The organism is Planococcus shenhongbingii, assembly GCF_030413635.1.
Taxonomy (GTDB): Bacteria; Bacillota; Bacilli; order Bacillales_A; family Planococcaceae; genus Planococcus; species Planococcus shenhongbingii.
Genome location: NZ_CP129235.1, coordinates 3,092,608 through 3,113,855, shown reverse-complemented (window position 1 = coordinate 3,113,855; position 21,248 = coordinate 3,092,608). Strand labels below are relative to the sequence as shown.

Here is a 21,248-nt window from a genome sequence, read left to right as displayed (position 1 = left end):
AGATTTTTGAAGTTATTTTTTGTAGGGGATTTTAAAGGGAATAATGGTCCAGCTAACGTAAATAAAATGTTAAAAAAAAATTTACCTGATACAGCTTTTTTTGCAACAGAAAGTAAAGAAGTCAAAAGAGTTTTAGAACTTTTATATAAAATACCAAAGTCTGAAGGCGTAGTTTTTTCAGGTTTATCGAAAATAAATATAGTTGGTTTTGTTATAGCGAGAATATTTAATAAAAAATCTGCTTATTTAATGCACGGAAGTGAAGAAATAGAGGGCGAAATCAATAAAAATAAAAGCAAAAGGGCTGAAGATTTAGAAAGAAAGGTGCTCAAATTAGCGCCTAAAGTTATTTGTGTCTCAGAATTTTTTATGGAGGTACTCAAAAAGAAATATCCGCCCCTAGCAAGTAAAATAACTTATGTTAATAATGGTGTTGATTGGGAACTGTTAAATTTCTATAGTAGAATTTCAGAAGTTAAAAAAAAAAATAAGATTCTTTCAATTGGGGGAGGTATCCCGCTCAAAAATATAAGGAAAGTTTGTGAAGCTATTGAATTACTCAATACTCAATCTAATTACAAGCTGACCTTAACGGTTATTGGGAAATATGGGAAAGACTCTGAATATATTAAGTCTTTTAGTTTTGTTAAGTACTATGAAAAATTAAGTTATCGCGATACTCTTAAAGAATTAAAATCAACAAATTTATATGTACAAAATAGCCTATTTGAAAGCTTTGGTTTAGCTCCAGTTGAAGCACTATTAGGTGGAAGCAGTATATTGGTGTCACAGAATGTTGGAGCAAAATCACTATTTAAAGATTTATCAGAAAAAGATATAATTTTTGATCCAAACGATATTAATGAGATTTCGATTAAAATAAAATATTTATTGAAAAATAGCAATCATATAAGACTTATCAGTTCGATTGATAGGGATAATTCAGATTACGAAAATGCCTGCCAAAATATAATAAAAATATTTGAAAATGGAGAAATGTTTTAATGAAAGTTTATATAAATAAGTTATTAAAAATTTATGATATACAAATATTCTATCTCTTATTTTTAAATGTGTTGATGATTATTATACTATCAAGTTTTGGGCAAACTTTCCTTTTCGGTGCTAATCTTTCTTTTATTATTCCACTTCTATTTTTTCTTGTTTATATATCAAACTTTAGAAGAATTCCTCTAACCATTAGTGTCATATATATAATTTTGATTTTGTATACTTTGGCAATAACTTTAGCAGGGAAAGATTTTTATCATTGGAGTATTTCAGTTTTTACGCTCTCTTCTATTTCTTTGTTTGGTCTCATTAAATCAAATGAGAAAAATTATTTACCTATGATGACTTTATCTAGTCTATTCTCTCTTGTTCTTCTAATCTCTTACAACTACTTTGGTGTTTTAAGTAATTGGAATCCAAATTCAATCGGGATGTTTGCAACTTTTGGATTGTTAGGTTTTATATTCACTTTTAAAATAACAAAATCCAATGTACTAAAATTTTTTTATTTAATTTTAATTATTTTTAGTGTTTATTGTATATACCTTACAGATAGTAGAAATAATATAATGATTTTTCTTATAGCATTTCTTACAAATTTTTTTATGAATTTTTTTAATAATAAATTTATATTTCGGGTGTATTATTTATTTGCTTTATTTAGCGCAATGCTTATTGCAAAACTCTCTACATGGATTAACAATTTAACTTATTTGAAACCACTAGTAGAATTCTCGTATGAGTATACGGGGAAAGGGACTATTTTTTCAGATAGAGATATTTTTTGGGGATACATCGAAATTTTAATCGGTAATAACGGTTTATTTGGTAATGGTGTTAGTTTGTATAACTATATTTACTCACACAATATATTTTATTCTATCCAATACTTTTTTGGAATAATAGGTTTTATGCTTTATGTCTTACTTATTATAGTTATTTTAGAATACATTTATAAATATTCAAAAAAAGATAAAATCTCTATGTCCGTAGTTTACATTTTTATAGCGATTTGTTTTGGCCAAATCAGTGAAAATGCATTATTCACTTCAGATTTAGCTATATTCCTCCCTTATATATATCTTTCAATAGGATTATTCCGAACCAGAGAATTGAATGTTAGTAAACTATTTCTTAATAAAAAGGAAAGGAGAACATAATTTGCTCCGTAAAAAATATAATTTATATAGAATAAAGATATGGTTAAAAACGATATACTATTTTGTGTTTTCTTTAAAATGTAATAACACTGCTCTTTTAATGAATGGTAATGATACTGTGAAGGAAGTATTAAAAAATAAAAAATCAATTATTAGGTTTGGAGATGGAGAGTTTAATATTTTATCCGGTAAAAGTATTGCTTATCAAATGTACTCAAAAGAATTACATGAAGAGCTAGAAAGAATAATAAAAAATTATTTGAAAGAAGACGAAGCCACATATAAGTTATGTCTTCCTACAGATTTTTTGAAAAAAAGCGGATTTTATTTATTAAAAAAAAGAATTTATATATCTAGTTGGTCGTACACAAGATACATCTTTAAGAAAAAGTATGATGAAAATGTTTCATATGGTGACGCGTTCCTTTTTGCTAAAGGAAATGAGGAAATATATAAAAAACTGTGGATTACCGCCAAAAATGTTATTTTTATACACAATAATGAAAAGTATGCAAATTATTTTGAACAAAAGTACGGTATAAATACTAAATTTATTGAAATTCCTAAAAAAAATGCTTTTGAAGAACGCGAAAAAATTTATAATAAAATAAATATTGCATTAAGAGAAGTTGATAAAGAAAAATTAATAATTATAGTTTCTGCAGGACCTTTAGGGAAGATCTTAGTCGAAAATTTAAGTAATATAGGTTTGGTAGTGTATGATACTGGTCATTGTTGGGATGACCCTTTAGAAGCAGCTCTATGATAATCAAAATTAAGGAAGTAAAAAAATGGGGATAGCTAGAAAATTTATTAAAACTTCTGCAGTTTTTTTTCTTGGGAATACACTTACTAAGTTAGTAAGTTTTTTATTAATACCTCTTTATACAGCAAAAATTGCTCCAGAATCTTTTGGTTATTATGATTTAAGTATTTCATTGATAAATTTAGCCGTCCCAATTCTTTTTTTTCAAATCTGGGATGGAATATTTCGATTTACATTTGATTTTGAAGAACCCTTGGAAAAATATAAAGTAATTTCAAATGGTTTATTCATTCATATCTTTGGTGTAGTCGTTTTTGTGGCTTTCTCTTTTACTTTTCAGTATTTTTTTGATATTAAAAACTTGTATTTAGTGACTCTATATGGAATTTTATTTTCATTTCAATATTACTATAATTGTGTTGCAAGAAGTTTTTCTGAAAACACGTTAGTAGTCCTTACTGGTTTAATAAATAGCTTTACGAGTATAAGTATAAATATATTTGCAATTGTGGTTCTTGGAATGGGCATTGAATCTTTATATTTATCTTTTATTATAGGAACAATAATCCAAATATCAATTCTAGAATGGAAATTTAAATTATTATATCATTTTAAAATAAAAAGTTTGTCTAGAAGTTTAATGAAAATGTTACTTAAGTTCTCATTGCCAATTTCCTTAATAACGGTTTCTTATTGGCTACTTAGCGGCCTAACAAAAGTGACTATTAGTAATAAATTGGGATTGGAGGAAAATGGTATATTTTCGATAGCTAATCGATTAACTACTGTTATTATTCTAGCGGTTAATGTCTTTCAGTTTGCGTGGTATGAAATGTCTTACAATTTAACAAATAACAGCAGAAAAAACGAATATTATAATCTGAGTATAAACTATATACTAAAAGTGATTTTCTTAGTTGGATCGCTATTTTTAATAATTCTAAAGATTTTATTTCCCTATCTAATTAATGAAGATTATCAAGAAGTATTTCCAATAATTCCTGTTGTTTTTATTGGTGTGTTAATTAATTCATATTCTAGTTTCGCCGGCACATTTTTCTTAGCAGAGAAAAATTCTACTAGCCTATTATTTCCAACTTTGTTCGGTGCATTTGCCAATGGGGTTTTTCTAATAATTTTCATTGAACCGTATGGCCTAATGGGTGCTGCAATTTCTTTAACACTTGCTTTTCTATTAACTGCATTATTAATAACACTAAAAATTAATAAAATGTATAAAATCTATTTAAAATTCAAAACACTATTTGTTGGTACTTTTATGACCCTTCTTTCTGTATTAACATACTACTTTATTACAGATTTACTTATCTTGTACATCGGGATATTTCTTTTAATTTTTATTTTCTTCATAACTTTTAAAGAAGTAATTTTTATGATTTATGAAACATTTCTTAAAAAAGAAAAAATTACTTAATACTAAAAAATGCTTAAAATAATTTATCGAAATTAGTTTAAAAGGAGTAACCAGAATGAAATATACTATTTTTACACCCACATATAACAGAGAAAAAGATTTAATTAATCTATATAATTCTTTATTAAATCAGAAGAAATATGATTTTGAATGGCTCATAGTGGATGATGGATCTTTAGATAATACGAGAGAATTAATTATGAGTTTTAGAAAAACAAGTCCATTTCCAGTTAGCTATTTTTATCAAAAAAATGGTGGGAAACACAGAGCCTTTAATAAAGCAATTAAGGAAGCAGGTGGCCAATTTTTTACTTGTATAGATTCTGATGACTTATTAAAACCAGGTGCAATTGAATTAATGAACGAATATTGTGAAAAAAATATAAATTTAATGGCAACATGTTTTTTATGTGAAGATCAATACGGAAAAATAATAGGCGATTCTTACCCTTCGAGCAATAAAACTTATAATCTTATTGCATTAACTTATGATAAAAAAATTAATGGAGATAAATTATGGGTGTTTGACATGGACATTTTAAAGCAATATCGATTCCCTGAAATTCAAAATGAGAATTTTTTGACTGAAGGAGTATTACTTTTTAATATGTCTCAAAAGTATGAAATTTTAGGAGTTAATGAGTCGTTACAAATACATGAATATAAAGTAGGTGGATTAACACATATTGGGAATAGTTCGCTGTTTGACAGGAATCCAAAAGGCGCTACTCTCTATTATAAACTTTTGATAAAAATTACTCCGAGTTTTAAATATAAACTATTTTATATGGCAAAATATTTAAAGTATTCAATGGGTAAAAAAGTTGCTTAGAATGATAAAGGTTGAAATTAAATACTGGTTCTTAAAAATGAAGTTTAGGATGTCTCATATTAATTCCAAAGCAATTGACAAGACGGTAGAGTTATCAAAAGGCTCAAGGATTAATAAGAATGTAATTGTTGGACCAAATGTCAAATTAGGTGATTATTCATATATTAATAATAATTCCATAGTAATGGATACAGACATCGGAAAATTTACTTCAATAAGTTATAATTGTATGATTGGCCTTCCGAACCATCCAACTAATTTTGTTAGTACTTCTCCATTTATTTATTCAGAAAGTAATATATTCGGAGTAAAAAAAACATATAAAGATAATATTAAAACACAAATTGGTAATGATGTTTGGATTGGAGCAGGGGCCATAATTCTAAGTGGGTTAGATATAGGTGATGGAGTTATAGTTGGGGGAGGATCTGTAGTAACAAAAGATGTACCTCCTTATTCTATAGTTGTGGGAAATCCGGCCAAAGTTATTAAGAAGCGTTTCCCCGAACAAGAAATAAATTATTTAAAGAAATCAAATTTATTGGAAAACTATACAGAAAATAAAATCCTTATTAGCACTCTTGCAGAAAAAGAATCTGAATGGTTTAAAATCATTAGAGAAATTCAAAATGATAACTAAAGTATAAAAAATAAAAACATTACAAATTTGAAACTATCATTATATATTTATTTTTTTGTTAACTGTTCTAAAAATTACATTATTAGCAAAGAGGGTATTCATGACTAAAAAAATTAAAAGAGGAATTGACATTACCTTTAGTGTTTTTATGAGTGTTATGGGATTTATACCACTCTTAATAATTTGTTTATTAATAATAATCAAAATGGGAAGACCGATATTTTTTACTCAAATAAGAGCGGGGAAAGATGGAAGACCTTTTAAAATTTATAAATTTCGTACTATGAAAAACAATAAAGATAGATATGGAATGCTTTTAGAAAATAATTTACGTAAAGACAATTTCGGGAATATTCTAAGGAAATATAGTTTAGACGAGTTACCTCAAATAATAAACATTTTAAAAGGCGATATTTCACTGGTAGGACCTCGTCCACTTTTAATGGAATATAACGATTTATACAGTAGTGAGCAAAAAAGGAGACTTTATGTCAGACCTGGTTTAACTGGATGGGCACAAGTAAATGGAAGGAATGCGATTAGTTGGAACAAGAAATTTTATTATGATGTCTGGTATGTTGATAATTGGTCCTTAATGTTAGACGTAAAAATTATTCTTTTAACTATTAAAAAAGTATTAACTTCTGATGGTGTAAATACAAATTCAAATCAAATGGTAAAGAGATTTACTGGAAAAGAGGATGAATAAAATTGAGCATTCCAACATATATTTTTGGGGCTGGCGGCCTAGGTAGAGGAGTTGCTGAAACGATAAAAGTAATTTCAAATAGAGATCGTAATTGGAAACTTATTGGATTTATTGATGACAATGACGATTCTATTGGCAAAGAAGTAGATGGGACTGCTGTTGTAGGAAATACAGAATTTCTTTTAAACCTCAAAACCGTTGCAAATGTAGTCATAGCTATTGGAAATCCTCATGCAAAAGTAAAGATTCATTATAAGTTAGCGGAAAATCCAAATCTCTTATACCCTAATATCATTCATCCAGAAGTTAATCTTAACCCATCTGTAAAGATTGGAATCGGAAATATTATCTCAGACAATACTGCTTTTTCATCGCAAGTTAAAATCGGTAGTTTTACACTTGTTCACTTCAATTGTACAATTGGTCATGATGTACAGGTGGAAGACTACGTATCAATCTATCCGAATGCTAGTATTTCAGGTTTTTCAAAGCTTGGAATGAACAGTCAGATTGGCACTAATGCATCAGTATTAGCAGAAGTAACAATTGGCGAAGGTGCCTTTGTTGGAGCAGGCTCAATGGTAAATCGTGATGTATTGAGCAATCTGACAGTAGTTGGTGCACCAGCTAGAGAGATAATAAAATGATAGAGACTAATTTTTAAAAAAAGCAGAAGTACTATCATAAATGGGGAGATACTATGTTAAGAGAAAACTTGTTTATTCTTAAAGAGAAAATATCAGGAAACAAAATATTGAAAAATATTAAAGAACTTGAATCTGGCAGTAAAAAGAGCCAAGTAAGCAAGTTTAATGAATTATTGTCTCACGCAAAAAACACCACGAAGCACTATGAGAATTACTCATTAAATCAAAGTTTAAATGAGTATCCCATTATTTCTAAGAATGTAATTAAAGAGAATTATAATGATTTCTTATCTAATTCATATAAAATAGAACAATTATATAAGATGACAACAAGTGGATCTTATGGTACTCCCTTCACATTTTATTTAACTTCTGAAAAGAAAGATAAACAGCGAGCTGAAATATTATATTATGGTGAATGGGCAAATTATAAGGTTGGGAAAAAACACGCTTATTTAATGACTAAGTCTAAAAGTAAACTGAAATTATTTTTGCAGAATGAAATTATTATGGCTCCTTTCACATTAGATATCAAATGGCTGAATACTCAAAAACGTGTTTTAGATGAAGAAAAACCTTTGGTTTTAATTGGTTATACTTCTGCAATAGCTACATTAGCCAAATATGTAATAAGTGAAGGGAAACAGTATAACCTAGATGGAGTAATTTGTGTTTCAGAGGTATTGACAGAAAGCTATCGAAAAACTATAAGAAAAGCATTTAAAGTTAATGCGTTAAGTCGATACTCTACACAAGAATTTGGTGTATTAGCAAACGAATGTCCAGAAAAGTTAAAACATCATTTAAACGATGTAAATTATATTATTGAAGTACTTAATATAAATAATGATTCTCCTGCCTTGCCGGGAGAGCTAGGCAGAATTGTAGTCACAGACTTATTTTCCCATGCTATGCCATTAATAAGATACGATACAGGTGATTTAGGTATCATGAGTGAAAAACAATGCGAGTGCGGAAGGACATCTCCTGTACTTGATAAAATTGAGGGTAGATTAATTGAAGAAATATTCAATACTGATGGCGATGTTGTTTCAGGTTTCGCAATAAATGGTGCAATGCAGGATATAGAAAATATTTTGCAGTATCAGTTTAGTCAGGAAAGCGAAAAAGAATACACTGTAAGGATAATTAAACTTAAAGGATATAAAGAAGAAAAACTAATAGAAGATCGTTTTAAGAAATTTTTAGGAAGAGATGCCTTAATCACCTTTCATTATGTACAGGAAATACCACCAAAAAAATCTGGCAAAAGACCATACGTAATTCAAAATTATAAAAGAGAGTTAACTTAAATTTTGAGTTGCTTTACTTCTTTAAAAAGCAATAGAGAATTATTGTTAGTGCTCCTGAAAGGAAGTATATAAATCATGGAAAGAATTTTTCTATCCTCACCTCATATGAGTGGAAAAGAGCAGTCTTATATAGAATATGCATTTGATACGAACTGGATTGCACCGCTTGGTCCGAATGTAGATGGCTTTGAACGTGAGATTGCTGATTATGTGCAGTTGAAGGATGCTGCAGCCACAAGCTCAGGTACGGCAGCTCTTCATTTGGCATTGGAATTATTAGATGTTCAAAAAGACGATGTTGTATTTTGTTCCACCCTAACATTTATCGCGAGCGCTAATCCGATTCTTTATATGAATGCTACACCAGTCTTCATTGATTCGGAAGAAAAGACTTGGAATATGTCGCCTAATGCTTTGGAAAAGGCGTTGAAGGACGCGAAGCAAAATGGCAAAATGCCGAAAGCGGTAATTATCGTGAACTTGTACGGACAAAGTGCAATGATGGATGAACTGATTGCATTATGTGATGAGTTCGGTGTTCCTATTGTAGAGGATGCTGCAGAATCGCTCGGTGCGTATTATAAAGGAAAACCGAGCGGATCGTTTGGGAAGTACGGAGTCTTCTCATTCAACGGCAATAAAATCATCACGACATCAGGCGGCGGAATGCTTGTTTCAAACGATGTGGAAAGCTTGAAACATGCAAGATTCCTTGCCACTCAAGCAAGAGACACAGCGGTACATTACCAGCATAGTATGATGGGGTATAACTACCGCTTGAGCAATATTCTTGCAGGAGTTGGCCGTGCTCAATTGGAAGTATTAGATGAGCGGGTTAAGGCAAGAAGAGCGGTCTTCAACCGCTATGTGGAAGCATTTGGCGGAGTAGAAGGCATCGACTTTATGCCGGAACTTGAAAACACCTACGGCAATCGCTGGCTCACGACTTTGACTTTGAATCCAGAGAAAATCAAAACCACTCCTTATGAGTTAATTGAAGCACTGGGGAAAGTAAACATCGAAGCTCGTCCAGTTTGGAAACCGTTACACTTGCAACCATTATTTAAAGGCAGTGCATTTTACACCAATAGTGATGATAATGTAGTTAGTGAACGCTTATTTAAACAAGGTATTTGCTTGCCAAGTGGTTCTAATCTGACTCTAGAACAGCAGCAGCGAGTTATCGATAAAGTTATAGAAGTATTTGGAGTAGAAAAACCTGCTTCTTCTTTAAAGTTAAATAATTAGAAGAAAACGTCTTTCAGAAAGCTAAGTTAGCGATTTGAAAGACATTTTTATTTATTTAAATTAGTAAGGTTAAAAGAACACTAAATTAGAGTGGTTTATTTGAGTATTGCAATTCCTTTTCACCAATATTTATTAAATACTGGCCATATTCACTTTTTAAAAGAGGTTCCGCTAATAGCGTTAATTGATTCAAATCAATGTACTTCATGTTAAAAGCAATTTCCTCTATGCATCCTATCTTTCTACCTTGTGCTTTTTCAATCGTTTTAATAAATGCAGTCGCTTCTGCCAATGACTCAATAGTGTTGGTATTCAGAGAGAGAAATTCATTTCCTAAAGACATGATTTTAAGTGAATTTAATTTTAAATATTCATTATTAATGTCTGTGATATCTACTATACCCTTTTGTGACAATTTAAGTGTTTTTACAATTTCTACAACCCTATTGTCATAAAAGTATAAATCAGGTATTGAAAAAGATGATTGAGAACCGTAGGAATTTCCAATTTCTGAAGTGATTTTTTTTATGAAACTGTTTTGCGTTATATTAAATTGATTTGTGTTTTTATCTTTAGAAGCAAAAATGGTAGCGCCTTTCTGAGGAGAGGATTTTTGCTGAATAATAAGTGAAGATTCATGTCCATAAAAAATAGTTTCTCCAAGTATTAGAGCAACATCATCGCTTCCAATAAAATCTTCTCCGATAATAAAAGCATCAGCAACCGAATTATGTTCTTCATCTTCTATATATTCTATCTTTATACCTAAATCATCTCCATAACCTAAAAGCTTGTAATAATAAGGGAATTCTGAAATGTTACATATTACTAAAATTTCTTTAATTTCTGCATTCATTAAAATAGATAAAGGATAATAAATCATTGGCTTATCGTGAATTGGTAATAGCGACTTCGGAATTACTTTAGTAATCGAATTGAATTTATCCTTGCTTTTTCCTGTAACTATAATTCCTTTCATAAACTAGCACCCCTTTTTCTATTTGGTAGTTCTAATGTTAAAGAAAGGAGGTTAAAACAAGGTTAAATGTATTCGGAATTTTTAGTTGAATTAAGTAGATGATTTAAATTGCTTTTATCTTACTTTAAAAAGTTTACCTACTAATTGAATATTGTATAGTGAATATGCCACTTATGAGTAAATTTAGATCGCCATTTGCGGGTATGTTGAAGAAGCAGTTCCATTATGTGATCAATCATAAGCGTGTAGCGCGGCTGGTGAATGAAATGAACCTGAAATCCAGAATCCGGATGAAAAAATCTCCGGAGTTTTCAGCGCCAAAAGAGCCGAAGGAAATCTATCCGAACCGGCTGGAAAGGGATTTTGATGCGCTTCTACCGAACAGGAAGTGGGTGGCGGATCTCACGGAATTCGCTTACTTCAATCAAAAGTTCTACGACTGTGCGATCCTTGATCTCTTCGACCGTCAGGTGGTGGTCTTTCGCCTAAGCGACCGGCCGAATGCATCTCTTGTAGAAGAAGCGGTTCGGACTGCGATGGAAAATCGACAGCTGGAGTCATTGGAGGGTCTTCTGATTCATATAGACCGAGGCATCGTCTTTGCCTCAAAGGCGTACCGGAAGTTGTCGCTGGAGCTGTAGTTTCAGCCGATTATGTCACGGAAAACCAACTGTTGGGACAATGCCGTCATTGAAAGCTTTTTCTCGCACTTGAAGACCGAGTTTCCGTTCCATTCGCAGCTGACATCCCTGAAAGGGATTCAAGAGGGGCTACACAAGTTTATCACGTACTACAATATAAAAAGAGGGCAAAAATGCTTGGGCTATCTGTCGTCAGAGATGTATTACCAGGCGTTCCTAGATAGTGAAACCGCTTAATTTTACCGACTCTACTTTTAAGGAGCTAGACTACAAGAAATGTTTGTTAAATATTGGGAAAATAAGACTGTGACCCTCAGTTCAACATTTATAAGTTGGGGAATTTGATATATTAGAGTTCAACAAAATCTAAAAAGAAATAGTTTCTATGGCAGGATTCTTAATTAACGTATAATGGAAGAAAAGAGAGAGATGGGAGTGCATTGTACAAATGGCGATATTAATCACTGGAGGAGCGGGCTATATCGGCAGCCATACCTGTGTGGAATTGTTGAATGCCGGATATGAGATTGTGGTTCTTGATAATTTTTCTAATAGTAAACCAGAATCGTTACATAGAGTAAAAGAACTAACGGGGAAAGATTTTTTGTTTTATGAAGCGAATTTGCTGGAGCGAAAAAGTGTCGAAAAGGTATTCGAAAACAATGAAATTGAGGCAGTCATTCATTTTGCCAGCTTAAAAGCAGTTGGTGAATCTGTTTCAAAGCCACTCCATTACTATCATAATAACGTTACGGGTACGTTGATACTTTGTGAGGTCATGAAGGAATATGGCGTGAAAAATCTTGTGTTCAGTTCTTCGGCAACAGTATATGGAGTTCCTGAACAGGTGCCGATTTCTGAAGATTTCCCATTAAGTGCAACAAACCCCTATGGAAGAACAAAACTGATGGTAGAAGAGATGTTAAGAGATTTATTTGTAACAGACGATTCATTCAGTATTGCGTTACTCCGCTATTTTAATCCTATCGGTGCTCATAAAAGCGGGACAATCGGCGAAGATCCTAATGGGATTCCGAACAACTTGATGCCTTATATCACACAAGTGGCGGTGGGCAAATTGAAAGAACTGCAAGTGTTCGGCAATGATTACCCAACAATGGATGGAACAGGTATACGAGATTATATCCATGTCGTAGATCTCGCACTTGGCCATTTAAAAGCGTTGGAGAAAGTGATGTCTTCAACTGGTGTAGAAGCCTATAACTTAGGGACTGGAACGGGTTATAGCGTACTCGAAATAGTATCAGCATTTGAAGATGCCTGCGGTCAGCAAATTCCTTATCGAATCAGTGATAGAAGACCGGGAGATATTGCTATCTGTTATGCCGATCCATTGAAAGCGAAAACTGAGCTAGGATGGGTTGCGGAAAGAGGAATCGGAGAAATGTGCAGAGATTCTTGGAAATGGCAGCAACAGAATCCGCTCGGTTATGAAGGTAAAGAGAATTATAAATTTACTGCGCATAAATAAAACCGTAATTCTATGCTTAACAAATCCAAAATTTACTGCATGAATAATTTAGCAAGCTTATAATGATGCGAATTCCATTGATTAAATCTTTCCTTTGTGTGCGAAAAGATTCCGCTTATTCACGACAATTATATGGAGAAAATACTGCTCCTGGGAACTGCAATTGTTTCGGGGGGCGGCTTTCGCAGATTTACCAGAAAGACAAAATAGTAAAACGCCGGATTCACAGGTATACCGCGAATTCGACGTTTTTATTAGTTTCTAGTAATTTCTTTTAGCCAATCATCTGGAACACTAAGCCGCCATCAGTCACAATAGCTTGGCCTGTAATGTAATCCGCATCGTCGGATGCCAGGAAGGAGACCAAGTTGGCAACATCTTCCGGTTCATGAGGGCGGCCAAGTATAGAAAATTCGCGTCCCTGGGAAAAAAACAATTCTACAGAATTCTGAATATAAACGACAATTGCATGCAGAAGAAAATTCATTCCCGCGAACAGAAGGTTCAGGGGGATGGATTTTTGATTTGTATACAGAAAGCGAAATTGTCATGTATTGTGTCTTTCCCTGGGGAATGTGGAAGAGTAAAGAAGGACAAGGGCGAGAAACAGTCAGACCAGAAACCAGATGTCCAATAACCCAGAACCATCGGATTCGAAACATTCCTGCAGAATTCGGACAGTTCATGGCAAATGAATGTGAAAAACAGCAACTCCCAGAATATAAGATTCTCGGAGTTGCTGTTTCATTTTTTCACGAAAAGCGGCGATGGATCCATTTCACACCTTGAAAACCTTAAACATCAAACAGCTTCGCATGTGGATCTTCCTCTGCGGACTGCCGGTAACTCAGGCAATACACGGCGTATGCGGTATTCGTCTGGTCGAACGGCTCGGGCAGCCATTGCCGCAGCTGCGTCCGGTCCAGAAATGGCGGTGCAGGCTTGTCCTCGTCCGCATAAAGCGGGAACGAACTATACGGATACAACTCCAACCGCTCGACCATCGGTACTTTCGTCTCAATCGGGTTGCGGTGGATATAGGAGCTGAGGGTCAAGAGGCCAAGCCGTGAATCGACTTCCTTAGCGAAATAGCGCTTTTGGTAAATCTGGCCGACATGCCCATAGCGTTTCGAATAGGAGATGCTATAACGCTTATTGATGCGCTGCATGATTTTATCCAGCGGATCCCGCAGCGGTTTGATCAATAGATGATAATGATTGGTCATAAAGCAATAAGCCAGCATGGTAAACGGATAATCGGCATGGACATGCAGCAGCGTGCGCTTGAGCTCAAACATGTCCTCTTTCGTTTTGAAGATCGGCTGCCGGTTGTTGCCGCGCATGATGACATGGTAGTAGGAATGGGGGTTGAAATCCCTTTTTCGTGTCATTGGCTCACCTCATCAGCGAGCTGTGGACGCGCGAAGCCTGGATCTTCCATTTCAATGCTTCGTCCACCGCTGCATCTGGCACTGTGTCTTCGTTCAGCACATCGGCAATCGTCCGGGCGAGCCGCAGGATTTTCAAGGTCGCCCGGCTGCTCAAATTCTCCTGGAAACTGGCCGCTTCAATCCGGGCCAGCTGGGCGGAGCTGAACGCGACTTTTTCCTCGAACAGCTTGACCGGCACAATGGCGTTCGTGTAATTGGCGCCGTAGCGCAAGCGCTGCCGATTGCGTGCGGCCGTTACCGTTTCCCGCAGTTCTTGTGACGTCGCCGCGGACGCTTGTTCCAGGACGCTCTGGCTTTTCATCGCCAGCACAAAATCAATGCGGTCGATGATCGGGCCGGTGATTTTCTGCATGTATTTTAAGCGGACTTTATCCCCGCAGCTGCAATACATATCCCGGGCGCCGTAATAGCCGCACGGGCACGGGTTCGTCGCAGCGATCAGGTTGATGCTCGCCGGGAACTGATCGGATCCTTCGACGCGGTTCACCACCGCAAAGCCGCTCTCGAGCGGCTGGCGCAGCGTATCGATGACGCGCCGCGGAAAATGGCCGAGTTCATCGAGGAATAGGACCCCGCGGTGGGCAAGCGACATTTCACCGGGTTTTGGGTAGCGGCCGCCGCCGATGATCGCCCCTTCGGATGAAGAGTGATGCGGGCTGCGAAACGGCGGGCGCTCCGACAACGAACGCGCCTGCTTCGCCATCTGGTAGATGCTGTACACTTCCAGCACTTCGTCGTGTGCCAAATCCGGCAGAATCGTATGGAACGCATTCGCCAGCAAACTCTTGCCGCAGCCGGGCGGACCGCTCATCAGCACATGATGGCCGCCCGCTGCCGCAAGCAGCAGCGCCCGTTTGGCTTCCGTGTGTCCGCGGATTGCTGAAAAGCAGATATGGGGGATTTTCTCGGTTTCTTCATGAACAGTTTCCAGTGGGAGCAAGGTCAGCTCTTCGTCAAACAGGGAAGGTGTTCCTTTTAAATGGGAGAGTAAAGAGGGCATGTCCGGCATACGGATCAATTCGACATCCGCAGCTTGCGCAAAAAGGGAGATTTCAATGGGTGGAATGTAGATCCGTTTAAAGCCGAGCAGAATCGCCTGGTGGATTGTCGGGATCATGCTGTGGAACGTCGTCAGCTGGCCGCTCAAAGTCAGCGCAGCGATAAAGCACGTCTTCTCGGGAATCTTCACCGGCTGTTTCGCCATCGCCTGCAACACCGCGAGCAGCATCGCAGCGTCGTACGACGTGCCTTGCTTTTTCACATCTGCCGGCGACAAGTGGATGGTGATTTTTTTCATGTCAATGTCTTCTTTAAGCGCATGCAAGCAATTCAAAATCCGTTCACGCGACTCCTTGATCGATGCATCCGGTAATCCGATAATGACGCATTGTTCCTTGTCTTCACGAACCGTTGCCTCGACTTGGATCACTTGGCCGGTAAGGCCGTTCATACCCACGCTGTAAATGTAATTACTTATTTCAATCCCTTCTTTCTTCTTGGAATGGGTATACAAACCAATTGTAATAGATGAATGTTCTATTGTCTAAATTTTTATTTAATTCCGCCGTCCGGATTTTGAAAGCACCGCCAAGTCAGGGGGACGATTCAGTGGATTTGGATGAGGAGTTCATCTCCAGAGCGGACATTAAAGAGAATGGGATTAATTATGAAGATGGCATGTTCTCTGGGTAAAAGGAAGTAGATTGAAGTTCTTGTGAGTTCGATGGCCGCAGCTTTGATTTCGGAAAAAACCACGGCTTTATCTGTTTAATAAAACTTCAAGAACGGATACGAATAAGAAATACACTTTTGAGGATAACTAGTGATGGTTATCCTTTTTTTGTTGCGTCCATAATCATGGATAAAAAAGAATATCGCAAACTAAATTAACTTTAAAAGAAATAAATTAAATGTCTTCTTTAGAAATGAAGAAATATTGATTTTAAGAATGAGCTACAAAAGATTGATAACAATGTTTAAGATTAATTGGTTTGAAAAAAATAAAAGAAGTATTTATTTTCCAAATTAATAGTAGTAAATAAGTTCGAAAGTAATTATAATGTTAATAACTATATAACCATAGATTGGTGGGTCTAAAATAGCATGGAAGATTAGCATGGAAGATAAAGCGTTAGTTGGATTAGAGAACAGAGAAGAAACAAAGGCAAAGGAAAAATCACGCCATTTACATAAGTCGGCTAAAAATTTAAAAGAAGATTTAGAAGACAACTTAATGATTATGATCAGCGGAGAATTTAATGCGGGAAAATCTATTTTCATCAATGCACTTTTAGGAGAAAAAGTATTAACGACTGATATTACACCTGCTACTGCCATCATCACAAAGTTAACATATGGTGCAGAAAAGAAAATAATTGCTCAATATATAGATGATTCAAAGAAGAGCATGGCTTATCAGGAATTGAACAACGAACTTATTAGTTTCAAAGTGAAAATAGAGGCAGGATAATATTAAGCTATAGGGAATGGGAGAGAACAATGATTAGAAAAGCAAGAAACAAAGGGTATGCACTAGTTTTTATATTTTCATTATTATTTTTTGTAGGGCTAGGTGCGGCTACAGTGGAAGCAAGCACACCGGCTGCAATTGAATATATTAAAATAGAGAAAAAGAAAATTCTAACCAACCAATATCAGACGATAAAGATTAAGTTAACTGACAGTACAAGAGTTACTCATATCCAAATGTCCTATAAGATGCCTGATGGAAATTATAATGCTGCTCAGCTGTACCGAAATTCTTTAGGAGAATTCGAAGGGAGAACTTTTCCATCACCGGCAGGCGAGTATACGGTTGCAAACATTATGGTGTTGAAACAAGTAGGTGGCGCGCTCTACATGGATCAATCAGAAGGCGGCACCTATGAGTTTGATGAATGGAATTTCACTTCCTATTCAGCAGATACAACTGGACCAGAATTGGATAATTTATATGTAGATAATTCTTCAGTTTTACAAAATGGAAATGTGACAGTAACTGTTGAAGCGTATGATGATTTAAGCGATATCCAAAGTATGTATTTGGACTATAAGACGCCCAGCGGATATTATTATCAATTACCGGCAATAAACGTCGGTAATAACCGTTTTCAAGTGCAGATTCCAAGTTTTATGACATCAGGTTTATTCAATGGTGAATTTGAATGTGTTGGGATTACGATTCGGGATTCTTATAATAACGCCAGCAGCTATTATGATTACGACTACTACAGTAATAGGAATCTGGATGCAGGTAATTTCACTGTGAAACCGGAAGCCGATTCACCAATTTTAAGAAACATTTCGATCGATAAAGCCGAAGTGAACAGCCAAGAAACCCTAAAGGTAACTGCAGTGGTGGAAGATGTCTCAGGAGTTGAGAATGTAAAAGTTAATTTCACCAGTCCATTTGGCTATAACATGACTATCGAACTAAATCACACTTATGGAAGCATTTATGAAGGAGAAATCCCTTCTTACTATACGGCACTGGATAGTGGACAATGGAAGGTGCAATTTGTTTGGTTGAATGATGTTTACAGCAATTCTCAATACTTATGGAGCAATGCCGTCCATTGGTGGGGGGAAGACCTTTCCGGAGGTGATTTCGTAGTTAAAGAAAAAGACAGGACACCGCCAGAAAAACCTGAACTAAACGAGGTATACGATTTTTCTACTGTGATTAGCGGTTGGGCAGAACCTTATTCAACCATTGATGTTTTTGCAGAAGGCGGATGGCTGGGTTCAGCGACTGTGTATGCAGGCGGCTATTTTTATTTTGACATGCCGGCACAAGAAGCGGGAACCTATATAGCCGTCACATCAACGGATTCATCAGGCAATGGGTCAGAGCAAGCTACATTGATTGTAAGGGACGGTACGCCTCCAGGAGCACCGGAAGTTGGATCCGTATCGGATTCAGATACCGTTATTAATGGCCAGGCGGAACCGGGTTCAAGTATTGAAGTTGTAACCGAGCATACTTTAATAGTTGTTGGTTTTGCAGACGAGAATGGAAGCTTTTTGGTGGAAATTCCTAAACAAAAAGCCGGTACAAAGCTGGAGTTTAGGGCATTAGATGCTGCCGGCAATATGGGGGATACGAAAGAAGTGACGGTAATAGACGGTACTCCGCCTGACCTTCCAATAGTAGACGAAGTCACCGATGCTTCTACTAAAGTGACAGGTACAGCAGAAGCGGATGCTGTTATCACCATTTTCCAAGGAACAGCTGAAATTGCAAAGGGCCGATCAGACAGTGATGGCAAATATTCAATTGAAATTCCAAAACAAGCAGCTGGAACGAAACTAGAAGTTACGGCTACCGACAACAGTGAAAATATGAGTGGTAAAAAACAAGTCAGCGTGAAAGACAAGACGGCTCCAGGTGTGCCGGCGGTAAATGAAGTGACAGACAAATCAATAACGGTAACAGGAAAAGCAGAAGCCCGTGCATTAGTAACGGTGAAAAAAGGCACTGCTGTTATTGGAAACGCCAATGCGACAGTAGCAGGAGACTTTACTGTACCAATTGGCAAACAGCAAGCGGGGGTGACCTTAAGTGTGGTTGCAATGGATGCTGCAGAGAATGCGAGCAAGGTAAAAGAAGTGGTGGTAAAAGACAAAACCGCTCCAGATGCACCGACTGTGAAGGAAGTGACAGATTCATCTGACAGCATAACAGGAACCGCTGAAATAGGTTCTTCGATTACTGTGCAAACGGAGACGGATTGGATAGGGTCTGCGACTGCAGATTCAAACGGAAAATTCACTATTGGCATATCAAAATTAGCTGGCGGCTCGAAATTACAGATTACAGCTACCGATGCAGCTGGAAACACAAGTGAAATTAAAGAGATAACCCTGTTAGACACGATGCCTCCTTCTATCCCGGAAGTCAAAGAAGTGACAGACCGATCCACAACAGTTGAGGGACAAGCTGAAGCTGAAGCAGTTATACATGTGAAGGCAGGATCCGTCACAATTGGAAAAGCAGCAACTAATGTAAAGGGGGAATATTCTGTAATTATCCCAAAACAAAAAGCTGGAACAGTAGTAAGTGTGACCGCTGTTGATTTGGGTGGAAACGTTAGTCCAATAGCTGAAGTGACGGTCAAAGATGCAACAGCTCCGACACCTCCAAGCGTACAAGAAGTCACGGATCAAGCTGAAAGCGTATCAGGAATTGCCGAAGCCGGCTCTGTTGTTACGGTTATGAAAGGGGAAGCATTACTAGGGAAATCTACAGCGACTTCTGAAGGGAAATACTCGGTCGCAATTTCAAAACAAAAAGCTGGAACCGTATTGAAGGTCCAGGCTGCAGATGCTGCCGAAAATATGAGTGAAGTAAAAGAAATTACGGTAATTGATATGACAGCTCCTGCTTCACCGACTGTAAAAGAAATTACAGACCAATCAACAATAGTTACGGGTAACGCTGAAACTGGAACAAAAGTGACTGTGAAAGACGGACAAACTATTCTTGTCAGCGGTTTAGCAGGGGAAGACAGGATATATTCCATTGTAATCAACAAGCAAAAACCTGGAATTACTCTTTCTGTTATTTCCACGGATGCTGCTGGTAACAGTAGTCCGGAAACCAAAGTCACTGTAAAAGACATTACAGCTCCGAATGCCCCGATGGTAAATGCGGTAACAGATCAAACAATCAGCCTTATCGGGACAGCGGAACTTGCAACAACGATTGTTGTAAAGTCTGGTGCAACAATTTTAGGAGAAAATAAGGTAGATGCAAAAGGAAGCTATGCAGTAGCAATACCAAAGCAAGTAGCTGGCACAAATTTGATCGTTGTATCAGTTGATGCTTCTGGCAATACCAGCTTACCTAAAGAAATCAGAGTAACAGACGGAACCGCACCAAATGCTCCAACGGTTAATGATGCAACAGAAAAAACCGGAAAATTAAGTGGTACAGCAGAAGCCGGTTCGCTTGTTCAAGTTCGAGTAGGAACTGCGGTTATTGGAAAAGGGAGTGCTACAGCAAATGGTACGTATGAAATTATTATTCCGTCGCAAAAAGCGGGAACGAAATTAATTCTTACGGCTATTGACCAAGCAGGTAACAAAAGCCTAGAAAAAATAATTACAGTAAAAGATGTGACAGCTCCTTCCATACCAACAATTGCTCCATTAGACGACAATGATATAGTGATTACCGGGAAAGCTGAAACAAATGCAAAAGTCTATGCTTATATTGGGACTAAGAAACTCGGAGAAACAGTAGCCAAAAGTGGTGCTTATACGATAAAAATTGCAAAACAAAAAGCAGGACTTAACGTTTCTTTACATGCCATAGATGCAGCTGGAAATAAGAGTGGGATTAAGACTGTCAAAGTGTTGGATAAGACAGCACCAGTTATTCCAACAATCAATACTGTGGCAGATAATTCTACTGCTTTAACAGGAAAAGCAGAAACATCTGCAGTCGTTTATGCTTATGCTAACAACAAAAAAATTGGAGAAGTGATAGCGAAGAATGGTGTATATACCATTAAAATCGCGAAGCAAAAAGCAGGAACCAGTATCAGTGTTTACGCAGTGGATCCGGCTAAAAACAAAAGCGGCAGCAAAACCATAAAAGTTATTGATAAAACGCCGCCACCTGCTCCAACCGTCAACAAAGTAACGAGCAAGTCAACTGCAGTTTCCGGAAAAGGGGAAATCAGTGCGTTGGTCTTTATTTACAATGGCAGCACGAAGGTTGGCCAAGGAACAGTTGACAGCAGAGGGAATTTTAACGTAAAGATCAAAACTCAGAAAAAAGGTGCAACTTTGAAAGTGAATGTGCAAGATAAAGCAGGAAATAAAAGTGGTGGTATATCTGTTAAAGTAAACTAAATTGTAGATGAATAGGAGAATGGCTCTTCATTAGGTGAGAAGCCATTCTCTTATTTTTATTTCTTA

Annotated in this window: 18 protein-coding genes and 1 pseudogene; 15 read left to right on the top strand and 4 right to left on the bottom strand. The window is 36.3% G+C overall.

Features of this window, described 5'->3' with window-relative positions:
- Positions 1 to 6 precede the first annotated feature (6 nt).
- The 10 genes from QWY16_RS15145 to QWY16_RS15100 all read left to right on the top strand — a co-directional run bounded on the left by QWY16_RS15145 (position 7) and on the right by QWY16_RS15100 (position 9,761).
- Positions 7 to 1,005 (top strand): glycosyltransferase family 4 protein, encoded by a 999-nt coding sequence (locus QWY16_RS15145; RefSeq protein ID WP_300990058.1) that lies wholly within the window; start codon positions 7 to 9, stop codon positions 1,003 to 1,005.
- Positions 1,005 to 2,171 carry an O-antigen ligase family protein gene (locus tag QWY16_RS15140; RefSeq protein ID WP_300990057.1) on the top strand — a complete coding sequence of 389 codons (1,167 nt, stop codon included), beginning with the start codon at positions 1,005 to 1,007 and terminating at the stop codon, positions 2,169 to 2,171. Before QWY16_RS15145 ends, QWY16_RS15140 begins: the two co-directional genes overlap by 1 nt.
- Position 2,172: 1 nt before the next feature.
- Positions 2,173 to 2,937 carry a GT-D fold domain-containing glycosyltransferase gene (locus QWY16_RS15135; RefSeq protein WP_300990056.1) on the top strand — a complete coding sequence of 255 codons (765 nt, stop codon included), beginning with the start codon at positions 2,173 to 2,175 and terminating at the stop codon, positions 2,935 to 2,937.
- Between the two features lie 25 nt (positions 2,938 to 2,962).
- A complete protein-coding gene (locus tag QWY16_RS15130) occupies positions 2,963 to 4,372 on the top strand; it encodes a lipopolysaccharide biosynthesis protein (protein ID WP_300990055.1) in 1,410 nt (469 codons plus the stop codon).
- Positions 4,373 to 4,427: 55 nt separating this feature from the next.
- Positions 4,428 to 5,204 (top strand): glycosyltransferase family 2 protein, encoded by a 777-nt coding sequence (locus tag QWY16_RS15125; protein WP_300990054.1) that lies wholly within the window; start codon positions 4,428 to 4,430, stop codon positions 5,202 to 5,204.
- A gap of 49 nt (positions 5,205 to 5,253) precedes the next feature.
- The gene (locus QWY16_RS15120) at positions 5,254 to 5,844 is read left to right on the top strand and encodes a CatB-related O-acetyltransferase (RefSeq protein ID WP_300990053.1); all 591 of its coding nucleotides are present in this window, start codon (positions 5,254 to 5,256) and stop codon (positions 5,842 to 5,844) included.
- 100 nt (positions 5,845 to 5,944) lie between these two features.
- Entirely contained in the window at positions 5,945 to 6,553 is a 609-nt protein-coding gene (locus tag QWY16_RS15115; RefSeq protein ID WP_300990052.1) for a sugar transferase, read from the top strand.
- Positions 6,554 to 6,555: 2 nt separating this feature from the next.
- Entirely contained in the window at positions 6,556 to 7,200 is a 645-nt protein-coding gene (locus QWY16_RS15110) for a NeuD/PglB/VioB family sugar acetyltransferase (RefSeq protein WP_300990051.1), read from the top strand.
- A gap of 53 nt (positions 7,201 to 7,253) precedes the next feature.
- Entirely contained in the window at positions 7,254 to 8,513 is a 1,260-nt protein-coding gene (locus tag QWY16_RS15105) for a phenylacetate--CoA ligase family protein (protein ID WP_300990050.1), read from the top strand.
- Between the two features lie 75 nt (positions 8,514 to 8,588).
- Positions 8,589 to 9,761, top strand: coding sequence for an aminotransferase class I/II-fold pyridoxal phosphate-dependent enzyme (locus tag QWY16_RS15100; RefSeq protein ID WP_300990049.1), 1,173 nt, complete (start codon positions 8,589 to 8,591; stop codon positions 9,759 to 9,761).
- Between the two features lie 85 nt (positions 9,762 to 9,846).
- Here QWY16_RS15100 and QWY16_RS15095 read toward each other — a convergent pair whose 3' ends face one another.
- A complete protein-coding gene (locus tag QWY16_RS15095) occupies positions 9,847 to 10,740 on the bottom strand; it encodes a sugar phosphate nucleotidyltransferase (RefSeq protein WP_300990048.1) in 894 nt (297 codons plus the stop codon).
- A gap of 173 nt (positions 10,741 to 10,913) precedes the next feature.
- On the opposite strand from QWY16_RS15095, the gene QWY16_RS15090 reads away from it, so the two are divergent.
- The 3 genes from QWY16_RS15090 to galE all read left to right on the top strand — a co-directional run bounded on the left by QWY16_RS15090 (position 10,914) and on the right by galE (position 12,873).
- Complete coding sequence (locus QWY16_RS15090; RefSeq protein WP_300990047.1) at positions 10,914 to 11,381, top strand: DDE-type integrase/transposase/recombinase; 468 nt, start codon at positions 10,914 to 10,916, stop codon at positions 11,379 to 11,381.
- Between the two features lie 12 nt (positions 11,382 to 11,393).
- Positions 11,394 to 11,618, top strand: coding sequence for an integrase core domain-containing protein (locus tag QWY16_RS19395; protein ID WP_367281319.1), 225 nt, complete (start codon positions 11,394 to 11,396; stop codon positions 11,616 to 11,618).
- A gap of 211 nt (positions 11,619 to 11,829) precedes the next feature.
- On the top strand, positions 11,830 to 12,873 hold the full coding sequence (gene galE, locus QWY16_RS15085) for a UDP-glucose 4-epimerase GalE (protein ID WP_300990046.1): 1,044 nt from the start codon (positions 11,830 to 11,832) through the stop codon (positions 12,871 to 12,873).
- Between the two features lie 274 nt (positions 12,874 to 13,147).
- Here galE and QWY16_RS15080 read toward each other — a convergent pair.
- From QWY16_RS15080 to QWY16_RS15070, 3 genes and pseudogenes are all read right to left on the bottom strand, one after another.
- Positions 13,148 to 13,291: pseudogene (locus QWY16_RS15080) on the bottom strand (SDR family oxidoreductase); the annotation flags it as partial.
- Between the two features lie 376 nt (positions 13,292 to 13,667).
- Positions 13,668 to 14,264, bottom strand: coding sequence for a transposase (locus QWY16_RS15075; protein WP_300990045.1), 597 nt, complete (start codon positions 14,262 to 14,264; stop codon positions 13,668 to 13,670).
- 4 nt (positions 14,265 to 14,268) lie between these two features.
- Positions 14,269 to 15,780 (bottom strand): YifB family Mg chelatase-like AAA ATPase, encoded by a 1,512-nt coding sequence (locus QWY16_RS15070; RefSeq protein ID WP_300993470.1) that lies wholly within the window; start codon positions 15,778 to 15,780, stop codon positions 14,269 to 14,271.
- A 660-nt stretch (positions 15,781 to 16,440) separates the two neighbouring features.
- Between QWY16_RS15070 and QWY16_RS15065 the strand changes: the two genes are divergently transcribed.
- Together QWY16_RS15065 and QWY16_RS15060 are read left to right on the top strand one after the other, a co-directional pair.
- The gene (locus tag QWY16_RS15065; protein WP_300990044.1) at positions 16,441 to 16,794 is read left to right on the top strand and encodes a dynamin family protein; all 354 of its coding nucleotides are present in this window, start codon (positions 16,441 to 16,443) and stop codon (positions 16,792 to 16,794) included.
- Positions 16,795 to 16,823: 29 nt separating this feature from the next.
- Positions 16,824 to 21,182 (top strand): Ig-like domain-containing protein, encoded by a 4,359-nt coding sequence (locus tag QWY16_RS15060; protein ID WP_300990043.1) that lies wholly within the window; start codon positions 16,824 to 16,826, stop codon positions 21,180 to 21,182.
- Positions 21,183 to 21,248 lie beyond the last annotated feature (66 nt).

What these genes read in the sequence shown, in the direction of transcription:
- QWY16_RS15075 (WP_300990045.1), bottom strand. Translation starts at nt 14,264, where the DNA reads ATGACACGAAAAAGGGATTTCAACCCCCATTCCTACTACCATGTCATC.
- QWY16_RS15090 (WP_300990047.1), top strand. Translation starts at nt 10,914, where the DNA reads ATGAGTAAATTTAGATCGCCATTTGCGGGTATGTTGAAGAAGCAGTTC.
- QWY16_RS19395 (WP_367281319.1), top strand. Translation starts at nt 11,394, where the DNA reads ATGTCACGGAAAACCAACTGTTGGGACAATGCCGTCATTGAAAGCTTT.
- QWY16_RS15105 (WP_300990050.1), top strand. Translation starts at nt 7,254, where the DNA reads ATGTTAAGAGAAAACTTGTTTATTCTTAAAGAGAAAATATCAGGAAAC.
- QWY16_RS15115 (WP_300990052.1), top strand. Translation starts at nt 5,945, where the DNA reads ATGACTAAAAAAATTAAAAGAGGAATTGACATTACCTTTAGTGTTTTT.
- QWY16_RS15100 (WP_300990049.1), top strand. Translation starts at nt 8,589, where the DNA reads ATGGAAAGAATTTTTCTATCCTCACCTCATATGAGTGGAAAAGAGCAG.
- QWY16_RS15060 (WP_300990043.1), top strand. Translation starts at nt 16,824, where the DNA reads ATGATTAGAAAAGCAAGAAACAAAGGGTATGCACTAGTTTTTATATTT.
- QWY16_RS15095 (WP_300990048.1), bottom strand. Translation starts at nt 10,740, where the DNA reads ATGAAAGGAATTATAGTTACAGGAAAAAGCAAGGATAAATTCAATTCG.
- QWY16_RS15130 (WP_300990055.1), top strand. Translation starts at nt 2,963, where the DNA reads ATGGGGATAGCTAGAAAATTTATTAAAACTTCTGCAGTTTTTTTTCTT.
- QWY16_RS15140 (WP_300990057.1), top strand. Translation starts at nt 1,005, where the DNA reads ATGAAAGTTTATATAAATAAGTTATTAAAAATTTATGATATACAAATA.
- QWY16_RS15120 (WP_300990053.1), top strand. Translation starts at nt 5,254, where the DNA reads ATGTCTCATATTAATTCCAAAGCAATTGACAAGACGGTAGAGTTATCA.
- QWY16_RS15125 (WP_300990054.1), top strand. Translation starts at nt 4,428, where the DNA reads ATGAAATATACTATTTTTACACCCACATATAACAGAGAAAAAGATTTA.
- galE (WP_300990046.1), top strand. Translation starts at nt 11,830, where the DNA reads ATGGCGATATTAATCACTGGAGGAGCGGGCTATATCGGCAGCCATACC.
- QWY16_RS15065 (WP_300990044.1), top strand. Translation starts at nt 16,441, where the DNA reads ATGGAAGATAAAGCGTTAGTTGGATTAGAGAACAGAGAAGAAACAAAG.